This is a genomic window from Roseateles sp. FW301-B2 (genome assembly GCF_058788955.1).
This window is the reverse complement of the sequence record NZ_JBYTBE010000005.1, coordinates 172,349-181,492: the sequence shown is the minus strand read 5'-3', so window position 1 is coordinate 181,492 and position 9,144 is coordinate 172,349. Positions and strand designations below refer to the sequence as shown.

Sequence of the window (9,144 nt, the reverse complement as noted above, 5' to 3'; positions counted from 1 at the left end):
TTGCTACCTCCGATCATGCCGGGCACCTGCACGCGCTGCTCGATGAAGAGCGCGATGCGGTTGATGCTGAAGGCGGAGATGAAGTACAGGCCCGAGACCGCCAGGTAGATCTCGATGCCGCGCGAGGTCTCCTCCTGCGCCTGCATCGCGAACATGGTCAGCTCGGCGATGCTCACTGCAAACGCCACCGAGGAGTTCTTGATGATGTTCATGCTCTCGCTGGTGAGCGGCGGGATGACGATGCGAAACGCCATCGGCAGGATCACATAGCGGTAGGTCTGCGGCAGCGTGAAGCCCATTGCCAGGCCGGCGTAGCGCTGGCCCTTGGGCAGGCTCTGGATGCCGGCCTTGACCTGCTCGGCAATGCGCGCCGAGGTGAAGAAGCCCAGGGCGAACACCACCAGCACGAAGCTGGGCACGCCCTTGAGCACGGGCACGAGCGCCGGCAGCACGTGGTACCAGAGGAACACCTGCACCAGCAGCGGGATGTTGCGGAACAGCTCGGTCCAGGCATTGCCCAGGAACACCAGGCCCTTGTGCGGCACGGTGCGCAGAATGCCCATCAGCGAGCCCAGCAGCAGCGCCACGACGAGGGCCAGCAGCGCCACGCTCAGCGTCCAGCCCCAGGCCGAGAGCATCCAGTCCAGGTAGGTGATGTCACCGCCGCTGCCCAGGCAGCGCGGTATCACCTCGCCATCGATGGTGTTCTTGCAGAACACCTGCCAGTCCCAGTTCGCCATGCCCACTCCTGTCAAAACGCGGGGCCGCGCAAAGGCGGCCCCAATATCCAGTCCAAGCGGGAGCCGACTTACTTCTTGGCGTAGTCTTCCATCGGCTTGTCGTTGGGGTTGGCCCAGGCCGCCTTGGTGTTGTCATTGGGCGGCATGCCCACCTTGGTATTGGCCGGCGGGATCGGCTGCTCGAACCACTTGTGCCAGGTCTTGGCGATCTCGCCCGACTTCATCATCGCCTTGATGCTGTCGTCCACCGCCTTCTTGAAGGCCGGGTCGTCCTTGCGCATCATGATGGCGATCGGCTCCACCGACAGCACCTCGCCCACCAGCTTGTAGTCGGCCGGGCTCTTGCTCTTGGCGATATTGCCGGCCAGGATGGCGCCGTCCATCACGAAGGCATCGGCGCGGCCCGATTCCAGCAGCAGGAAGCTGTCAGCATGGTCCTTGCCGAACACCTCCTTGAAGTCCACGCCGGTGGCGCGCTCATGCTTGCGCAAGGTCTGCACCGAGGTCGTGCCGGTGGTGGTGGCGACGTTCTTGCCGTTGAGCTGGCCGATCGAGGTGATGCCCGAGTTGGCCTTCACCGCGATGCGCACTTCCTCGACGAAGGTGGTGACGGCAAAGGCCACGTCCTTCTGGCGCGTCAGGTTGTTGGTGGTGGAGCCGCACTCGATGTCCACGGTGCCGTTCTGCACCAGCGGGATGCGGTTCTGCGAGGTCACCGGCTGGTACTTGATCTCCAGCTTGGCCAGGCCCAGCTGCTTCTGCACATCGGCCAGCACATGCTGGCAGATCTCGACGTGGTAGCCCACGTACTTGCCGTCGCCCAGGGTGTAGGAGAGTGCACCCGAGGACTCGCGCACCCCCATGGTGACGCTGCCACTGTCCTTGATCTTCTTCAGCGTGTCTTCCGCGTGCGCCGCGCCGGTGGCGGCTGCGAGGGCCAAGGCCAGCGCAAAAGTCTTGTTCATAAAAGCTCCTCGTTCAGGGTTCTCGGGGATGGGGCCGAGCAGACCATGGCTGGGCCGCCGGCACAGGGGGGAGTTTTACGCCATTGCGGCCCGCTGCGGCAGCCGGTCGCCCCCGGGCAAACCCGATCCATCAGGGCTTGCTGGTCAGAAAATCCCAGAGCGCCAGCGCCGCAGGCTTGGCACGGCGCGCGGTGTCGGGGCGCTCGCGGTAGATGCGCAGTTCCATATTGAGCTCGAACTCGCCCTCCGCCGAGGCCAGCACCAGACGCTTGGACTTGAGCTCCTTCTTGACCGAGCTAGCCGGCAGGAAGGCCAGGCCATGCCCCTCCAGTGCCATCGCCTTCAGGCCCTCGGCCATGTCGGTCTCGTAGATGGAGTCCAGGTTCAGCGGCGCGGGCGAGGCCTTCACGATCAACTCCACCAGGCGGCCCAGATAGGCGCCCGAGGCATAGCTGAGGAAGGGGATCTTCTGGCCCGGGTGGCCGGGCAGGCGAAACAGCGGCCGGCCCTGGGCATCGGCCTTGGCATAGGCGGCCAGGGTCTCATGGCCCAGCGAGACCATCTGGTAGCGCTCGGGGTCCAGCTGCAGCGGCTGGCTGGGGTGGTGGTAGACCAGCAGCAGGTCGCAATTGCCCTCGCTCAGCTGCAGGGTCGCGTCGTGCACATTGAGCGCATTCAGCCGGCACTTCACGGCGCCAAAGCGCTGGCGCAGGTCCATCAGCCAATGCGGGAAGAAGCTGAAGGCGAGCGAGTGCGGCACGGCAAACTCGATCATGTCCTGCCCCACCGACTGGTGGCTGCGCAGCATATTGCGCGCCGACTGCAAGCCGCCCAGCACCTCCATGGCCTGGGCCAGCAGGGTCTCGCCGGCGGCGGTCAGGCGGGTCGGGTAGGAGGATCGATCCACCAGATCCACGCCGGCCCAGGCCTCGAGTGCCTGGATGCGCCGCGAGAATGCCGGTTGCGTCACATGCCTGAGTTGCGCCGAACGCGAAAAGCTGCGCGTCTCGGCCAGGCTGACGAAGTCTTCAAGCCATTTGGTTTCCACCAATGCAGTGTAGCCGGCAGGCTACGGCCCCTCGCCCGCCCCCTCATCCGCGGTAGGCTCCCCCCTAGATGGAGGGGCAGACGCCGACGGATTTCGTCATCGCTTGGTTACATTCAATGCGAGCGAAGAGATTTCCGTGTCGCTAGCCCACCAACATCCAAGAAGCGGAGCATTCCATGCGGCTCACCAAGACTTTGCTGGCCTGTGCACTGGCCCTCTCCTCGATTCCATCGTTCGCCGATGCCTTGCTGAGCTTTGAGCTTGGTGACGCCGGCGCCCCCGTCGAGGGAGCGCCCCTGATGCTGGCCGGCAACTCCTTCGGCGGCTTCAACTTCAACGGCAATGGCGCTTGGCTGACCTCCTACGCGCAAGCTGGCTGCCAAGGCGGCGTGGCGGACTTCTTCACGCATGCCCCCGACGCCAATCATGCGGGCGGCGGCTGCGGCGCTCTGAACCTGACCTCGGCACTGGACCTCAATGACGTGGACGGCACGCCGCATGAATTGGTCGTCACCTCGCCGTTCGGCTTCACCTCGTTCGAGTTCTGGTGGTCGACCAAGGGCGGCAACTTCACCGTCAAATTCCTGGACGCTGCAGGCCGGCCAATTGACAGCGCCAGCAGCGATCACGGCGGCAACGACAGCTGCCAGACCTCGGTGGGCAACTACTGCACCTGGCATCTGGAAACCATCAACCTGGCGGCCGCGGCCACCAAGGTGGTGTTCAATTACGGCACCGACGATGCGTTCGCGATGATCGACGACCTGAAATTCACCGCGGGCAACACCGGTGGCAACCCCAGCGTGCCAGAGCCCGCCAGCCTGGCACTGGCACTGGCCGCCTTGGGCGGACTGGGCCTGAGCCGCCGCCGCGCGAAAAAGGCCTGATCCATCCAGCCCCGCTGATTGATCAGGCGTTCTGCAGTTCGGCCCCGCCGCTCTGCTGCACCCGCCACATCTGCGCATACCGGCCACCCTGCTCAATCAGCTGAGCATGGTGGCCGCGCTCCATGATGCGGCCCTTTTCCATCACCAGGATCTCGTGCGCATCGACGATGGTGGAGAGCCGGTGCGCGATCACCAGCACGGTCTTGTTCTGCGCCGCCGCCTCCAGCTCGGCCTGGATGGCGCGCTCATTGCCTGAGTCGAGCGCCGAGGTGGCCTCGTCGAAGATCAGGACGGGCGGGTTCTTCAAGAGTGTGCGAGCAATCGCCACGCGCTGCTTCTCGCCACCGCTGAGCTTGAGCCCGCGCTCGCCCACCATGGTGGCGTAGCCCTTGGGCGTGCTGGCGATGAAACTGTGGATGTGTGCCGCCTTGGCCGCCGCCTCCACCTCCTGCTGCGTGGCGCCGGGCTGGCCGTAGGCGATGTTGTAGGCCACGGTGTCGTTGAACAGCACCGTGTCCTGCGGCACGATACCGATCGCGCGGCGCACGCTGCCCTGGGTGAGGCCGCGCAGATCCTGGCCATCGATGCTGATGCTGCCGGCGTCCACGTCATAGAAGCGGTAGAGCAGGCGCGCCAGGGTGCTCTTGCCCGAGCCGCTGGGGCCCACCACCGCCACCTTCTTGCCGGCCGGGATCTCGAAGCTGATGTCGTGCAGGATCGGCCGCGCCGCGTCGTAGGCGAAGCTCACATGCTCGAAGCGCACCGCGGCGCCCTGCACCGCCAGCGGCTTGGCATCGGGCGCATCGGCAATCTCGCGCTCGCGCTCCAGCAGGGTGAACATCTTGTCCAGGTCGGTGAGGCTTTGCTTGATCTCGCGGTAGATCACACCCAGGAAGTTGAGCGGGATGTAGAGCTGGATCATGAAGGCATTGATCATCACCAGATCGCCCAGGCTCATATGGCCGGCCACCACGCCCTCGGTGGCACGCCACAGCATCACCACCAGGGCCGCCGCGATGATGAGTTGCTGGCCGGTGTTGAGCAGCGACAGGGTGGACTGCGATTTCAGCTGGGCGCGGCGCAGCTTCTCCAGGCTTTCGTCGTAGCGCCTGGCCTCGAAGTCCTCGTTGTTGAAGTACTTCACCGTCTCGTAGTTCAGGAGCGAATCGATCGCCTTGGTATGCGCCACCGAGTCCAGCTCATTGAGCAGCTTGCGGAACTTGGTGCGCCATTCGGTCACCACCACGGTGAAGCTGATGTAGAACACCAGGGCCGCCAGCGTGATCCAGGCAAACCAGATGTCGAACTTGATCGACAGCAGGCTCAGCACCAGCACCACCTCGATCAGCGTGGGCACGATGCTGTAGAGCGAGTAGGAGATCAGCGAATGCACCGCACGCGTGCCGCGCTCGATGTCGCGCGTCATGCCGCCGGTCTGGCGCTCCAGGTGGAAGCGCAGGCTGAGGTCGTGCAGGTGGCGGAAAACCTGCAGCGAGATGCTGCGCGCCGTGCCCTCGGTGGCCTTGGCGAAGATCAGCTCGCGCAGCTCGGTGAACAGCGAGGTGCACAGGCGCAGCGCGCCATAGGCCACCAGCAGGCCCAGCGGCACCACCAGCATGGCCTGGGTGCTGCCCGGCTTGATGGAGAGGCTGTCGATCAGGGTCTTGAGCAGCAGCGGCACGCCCACATTGGCCAGCTTGGCGCAGACCATGAAGCCCAGCGCCAGGCCGACGCGCCAGCGGTAGCGCCACAGATAGGGCAGCAGCTTGGCGATGGTGCCCCAGTCGCTGCGCGCGCGTGCGCCGGTGGACGAAGACTGTGCGGGGGCCGGCTCGGGACTGCGTCGCATGAATGCCTGTGGAGGTGTGACTGGAGGAGAATGCCTCGAAGATTGTCACAGGTATGCCTCATGAGCGAAGTTTCAAGCCCTTCCACCGCCCCTGACTGGCCTCGCGAGCTGGTGCTGCGCGTCATGCCCATGCCGGCCGACGCCAACCACAACGGCGATGTGTTCGGCGGCTGGATCATGGCCCAGGTGGACATCGCCGGCTCGGTGCTGCCGGCGCGCCTCTCGCGCGGCCGCGTGGCCACCGTGGCGGTGAAGGAGTTCCTCTTCAAGCAGCCGGTCTCGATCGGCGACCTGCTGTCCTTCTACGCCCAGATCACCCGCGTCGGCCGCACCTCCATCACCGTCAATGTGGAGGTGATCGCCGAACGCAACCCGGCCAACCCCCATGTGGTGAAGGTCACCGAGGCGCAGCTGACCTTTGTGGCGATCGACCACGAGGGCAAGCCCAGGCCCTTCGACCACCAGCCGTGAGCGTGCTCATCATCGGTGGCGGCGCGATCGGCAGCGCCGTGGCCGCCTACCTCTCGGCCGCGCCGGCGTGGCAGGGGCAGATCACGGTGCTGGAGCGCGACCCGAGCTATGCACGCGCCTCCTCGGCGCTTTCCGCCGCCTCGATACGCCAGCAGTTCAGCACGCCGCTGAACATCGCTCTCTCCCAGTACGGGCTGGAGCTGATACGCGGCCTGGGCGCGCAGGCCGGCCTGGTCGAGCAGGGCTATCTATACCTCGCCACCGCGGCGGGGGCAGACTCGCTGCGGCAGCTCAACGCCTTGCAACGCGGCATGGGTGCCGACATTGTGCTGATGGAGCCGGCCCAGCTGCAGGCGCGCTGGCCCTGGCTGGCCACGCAAGACCTGACCCTGGGCAGCTGGGGCCGCAGCGGCGAGGGCTGGTTCGACGGCTGGGGTCTGCTGCAGCATTTCAAGCAGCGCGCCCAGGCGCAGGGCGTGCAATACCTGCGCGACGAGGCCCTGGCCCTGGAGCGCGATGCCGGCGGTGCCATGCGCGGCGTGCGCACCGCCAGCGGCCTGCTGCAGGCCGATCGCTATGTGCTCGCCTGTGGCGCCTGGTCGGGCGGGCTTGCCGCCACGGCCGGCTTGCAGGTGCCGGTGAGCGCCAAGCGCCGCAGCGTCTATGTCTTCAAGAGTCCGGAGCATGCGCCGGATTGCCCGCTGGTGATCGACCCCAGCGGCCTCTGGTTCCGCCCCGAGGGCGAGGGCCAGTTCATCTGCGGCGGCACACCGCTGGACGATGGCGACGACCTGCCCCTGGACCCCGAGGCCGATCTCTTCGAGGAGCGGCTCTGGCCCGCGCTGGCGCAGCGCGTGCCGGGTTTCGAGTCGCTGCGGCCCGAGCGCGCCTGGGCCGGCTATTACGAGATGAACAGCTTCGACCACAACGGCCTGGTCGGTGCGCTGGCGGAATGTCCCGATCTGCTGCTCGCCTGCGGCTTCTCGGGCCATGGGCTGCAGCATGCCCCCGGCGTGGGCCGCGGCGTCGCCGAACTGCTGGCGCATGGTCGCTACGAGAGCCTGGATCTGGGCCCGCTCTCGCCCCAGCGCATCGCCGCCGGCCGGCCCTATCTGGAACTGAATGTGATCTGAGACCACTCGCGCACGATGCGCTCGGCCAGCGCATCGGCCCAGAGCTGGTAGCCGGCGGGCCCGGGGTGGAAGCCGTCCGGCGCCATCAGTTCGGCTGCTGCGGCGCCGTGCAGATGCGGCGGCAGCGCCTGCAGGCCGCGCCGCGCATCGCCAAGCAGGCTGCGCGCCAGCATGCGATTCATGCGCAGGGCATGGGCGCCCAGCAGCCAGCGCAGCGGCTGCGGCAGCAAGGGAAAGGCATGCATGGGTGGCACGGCGCTGTGCAGGCTGTAGCGCACGCCGGCGCGTTGCACCGCCAGTTCATGCAGCAGTCGCAGCTGATGCGCCCAGCGGCGCGGCGAGACCTGCGACACCACATCGTTGACGCCCAGCGCCGTCACCAGCACATCGGCGGCCTGCGTTGCGCTGGCTTCGAACTCCGCCAGGGCATCGGCGGTGGTATGGCCGGTTTTGGCGATCAGCTGCCAATGCACGCTGCCGCCAAGCCGCTGCGCCAGCGCGGCGGAGAGTCGCCCGGCCAGGGCCTCGGCCTGCGTGGCGGCACCGACGCCGGCGCCCGAGGAGTCGCCCACGATCAGCAGGCGCAACTGGAGCGCGCCGCCGCCCGCCATGCCGCTGCGCGGGCCCGCCGCCTCGGGCAGGCGCAGGGCCTTGCGGCGGACCTGCAGGCCCTGCCACAGCAGCAGCGGCGCCAGCGCGATCTTGGCAAGCAGCAGCTTCAAGCCGCGGCGCTCATTCGAACTTGGAAAAGTCCGGAGCGCGCTTCTGGAAGAAGGCCTGGAAGGCTTCAGACGCTTCGGGCGAACGCAGGCGCGCGCCAAAGATCTCGGCCTCGACCTTGATGGTCTCGAGGACCTGAGCGCTGCTGTGGCTGCGCATCAGGCGCTTGCTCTCACGCACCGCGCTGGGTGCCAGATTGTTGAAGCGCTCGGCCACACGGCGCGCCTGGTTCACCACCTCGCCGGCCGGCAGCACGGCGTTGGCAATGCCGCATTCCACCGCATCGGCGCCGGTGAAGGGGTCGCCCAGCAGCAGCTTTTCGGCCGCCTTCGCATGGCCCATCAGGCGCGGCACGACCAGGCTGGAGGCGAACTCGGGCACCAGGCCCAGGCCCACGAAGGGCATGGCCAGGCGGGCGTCGTCGGCCACGTAGACGAAATCGCAGTGCAAGAGCATGGTGGTGCCGATGCCGATGGCAGCACCGTTCACCGCTGCGATCACCGGCTTCTCGCAGGCCACCAGCGCACGCATGAACTGGAACACCGGCGCTTCTTCATCGCGCGGCGGGCTGCCCATGAAGTCTTCGATATCGTTGCCCGAGGTGAAGATGCCGGGCTGGCCCTGGATCAGCACCGCGCGCACGCTCTTGTCGCCATTCGCCGCCACCAGGGCATCGGCCATGGCCTGGTACATGGCGCGGGTCAGCGCGTTCTTCTTCTCGGGGCGGGCGATTTCAATCGTCGCCACGCCGTTCACGATGGCGGTCTTGATGCTCATGGGTCTTGTCTCCTGCCTGGGAAATCAGGCGCTCAGTTGCTGCCAGTGGTTGGCCAGGTGCATCAGGTGTGCACGCTGGTACTGGTTTCGGTCGAGTTTGCCATAGGCGAAATGGGGCTTCAGCTCGCCCTTGAAAGCGGCGAAGGCATCCATCGCATCGAGCAGGCGTTGCACCGCGGACTTGAGGCTGCGCTCGGCGTCCAGCGCCGGCGCGCCCGGGATGGGCTCGTCCAGCGTATGGCTCATCTGGCCGCGCGCATCGAAGAAGGCGAATGCCGTGCTGCCCAGCGTGGCCTGGAACCAGGCCGGCTTGGGCTCGGGGAAGCCCTGCATCGAGTACTCGATGCTCTGCGCCGCGTGCTGCAGCATCTGCGCCAGATTCCAGTGGCTGCCCTGCAGCCTGGGCTCCTTGAAGCGCAGCTCCAGCACGGCCTCCTGGGCGGCACGCCAGCTTTCGAACTGCTTGGGCAGCTCGCCCTGGCAGGCGGTCAATGACAGGCTGGCGGGCGCCGCCAGCAGCGTTCCGGATCGGAGAAGCTGACGGCGGCGCATGG

At 66.9% G+C, this 9,144-nt stretch carries 10 protein-coding genes; 3 read left to right on the top strand and 7 right to left on the bottom strand.

The annotated features are described in order from the left end of the window. From AC3WQY_RS05955 to AC3WQY_RS05945, 3 genes are all read right to left on the bottom strand, one after another. Nucleotides 1–740 (bottom strand): amino acid ABC transporter permease (locus AC3WQY_RS05955; protein WP_492706623.1); only part of this gene is annotated, 740 nt, incomplete at its 3' end. Nucleotides 741–808: 68 nt separating this feature from the next. After that, complete coding sequence (locus tag AC3WQY_RS05950) at nucleotides 809–1,705, bottom strand: amino acid ABC transporter substrate-binding protein (protein ID WP_285233506.1); 897 nt, start codon at nucleotides 1,703–1,705, stop codon at nucleotides 809–811. 130 nt (nucleotides 1,706–1,835) lie between these two features. Further along, nucleotides 1,836–2,753 carry a LysR substrate-binding domain-containing protein gene (locus tag AC3WQY_RS05945; protein WP_492706620.1) on the bottom strand — a complete coding sequence of 306 codons (918 nt, stop codon included), beginning with the start codon at nucleotides 2,751–2,753 and terminating at the stop codon, nucleotides 1,836–1,838. 176 nt (nucleotides 2,754–2,929) lie between these two features. Here AC3WQY_RS05945 and AC3WQY_RS05940 point away from each other — a divergent pair, with 176 nt between their 5' ends. Then, nucleotides 2,930–3,640: a PEP-CTERM sorting domain-containing protein gene (locus AC3WQY_RS05940; RefSeq protein WP_492706618.1), complete on the top strand. Its 711-nt coding sequence runs from the start codon at nucleotides 2,930–2,932 to the stop codon at nucleotides 3,638–3,640. A gap of 22 nt (nucleotides 3,641–3,662) precedes the next feature. Here AC3WQY_RS05940 and AC3WQY_RS05935 read toward each other — a convergent pair whose 3' ends face one another. After that, nucleotides 3,663–5,489 (bottom strand): ABCB family ABC transporter ATP-binding protein/permease, encoded by a 1,827-nt coding sequence (locus AC3WQY_RS05935; RefSeq protein ID WP_492706616.1) that lies wholly within the window; start codon nucleotides 5,487–5,489, stop codon nucleotides 3,663–3,665. A gap of 60 nt (nucleotides 5,490–5,549) precedes the next feature. Here AC3WQY_RS05935 and AC3WQY_RS05930 point away from each other — a divergent pair, with 60 nt between their 5' ends. Both AC3WQY_RS05930 and AC3WQY_RS05925 read left to right on the top strand, forming a co-directional pair. Further along, nucleotides 5,550–5,960: an acyl-CoA thioesterase gene (locus tag AC3WQY_RS05930; protein WP_492706614.1), complete on the top strand. Its 411-nt coding sequence runs from the start codon at nucleotides 5,550–5,552 to the stop codon at nucleotides 5,958–5,960. After that, entirely contained in the window at nucleotides 5,957–7,093 is a 1,137-nt protein-coding gene (locus tag AC3WQY_RS05925) for an NAD(P)/FAD-dependent oxidoreductase (RefSeq protein WP_492706612.1), read from the top strand. The genes AC3WQY_RS05930 and AC3WQY_RS05925 overlap by 4 nt, the downstream gene beginning before the upstream one ends. On the opposite strand, the gene AC3WQY_RS05920 is transcribed toward AC3WQY_RS05925, so the two are convergent. From AC3WQY_RS05920 to AC3WQY_RS05910, 3 genes are read right to left on the bottom strand one after another with little or no spacing between them, the layout of a single operon-like run. Next, on the bottom strand, nucleotides 7,069–7,815 hold the full coding sequence (locus tag AC3WQY_RS05920) for an SGNH/GDSL hydrolase family protein (RefSeq protein WP_492706610.1): 747 nt from the start codon (nucleotides 7,813–7,815) through the stop codon (nucleotides 7,069–7,071). The genes AC3WQY_RS05925 and AC3WQY_RS05920 overlap by 25 nt on opposite strands. 10 nt (nucleotides 7,816–7,825) lie before the next feature. Next, a complete protein-coding gene (locus AC3WQY_RS05915; protein ID WP_492706608.1) occupies nucleotides 7,826–8,590 on the bottom strand; it encodes an enoyl-CoA hydratase in 765 nt (254 codons plus the stop codon). A 24-nt stretch (nucleotides 8,591–8,614) separates the two neighbouring features. After that, nucleotides 8,615–9,142, bottom strand: coding sequence for a DUF1569 domain-containing protein (locus tag AC3WQY_RS05910; RefSeq protein WP_492706606.1), 528 nt, complete (start codon nucleotides 9,140–9,142; stop codon nucleotides 8,615–8,617). Between the last annotated feature and the right edge of the window lie 2 nt (nucleotides 9,143–9,144).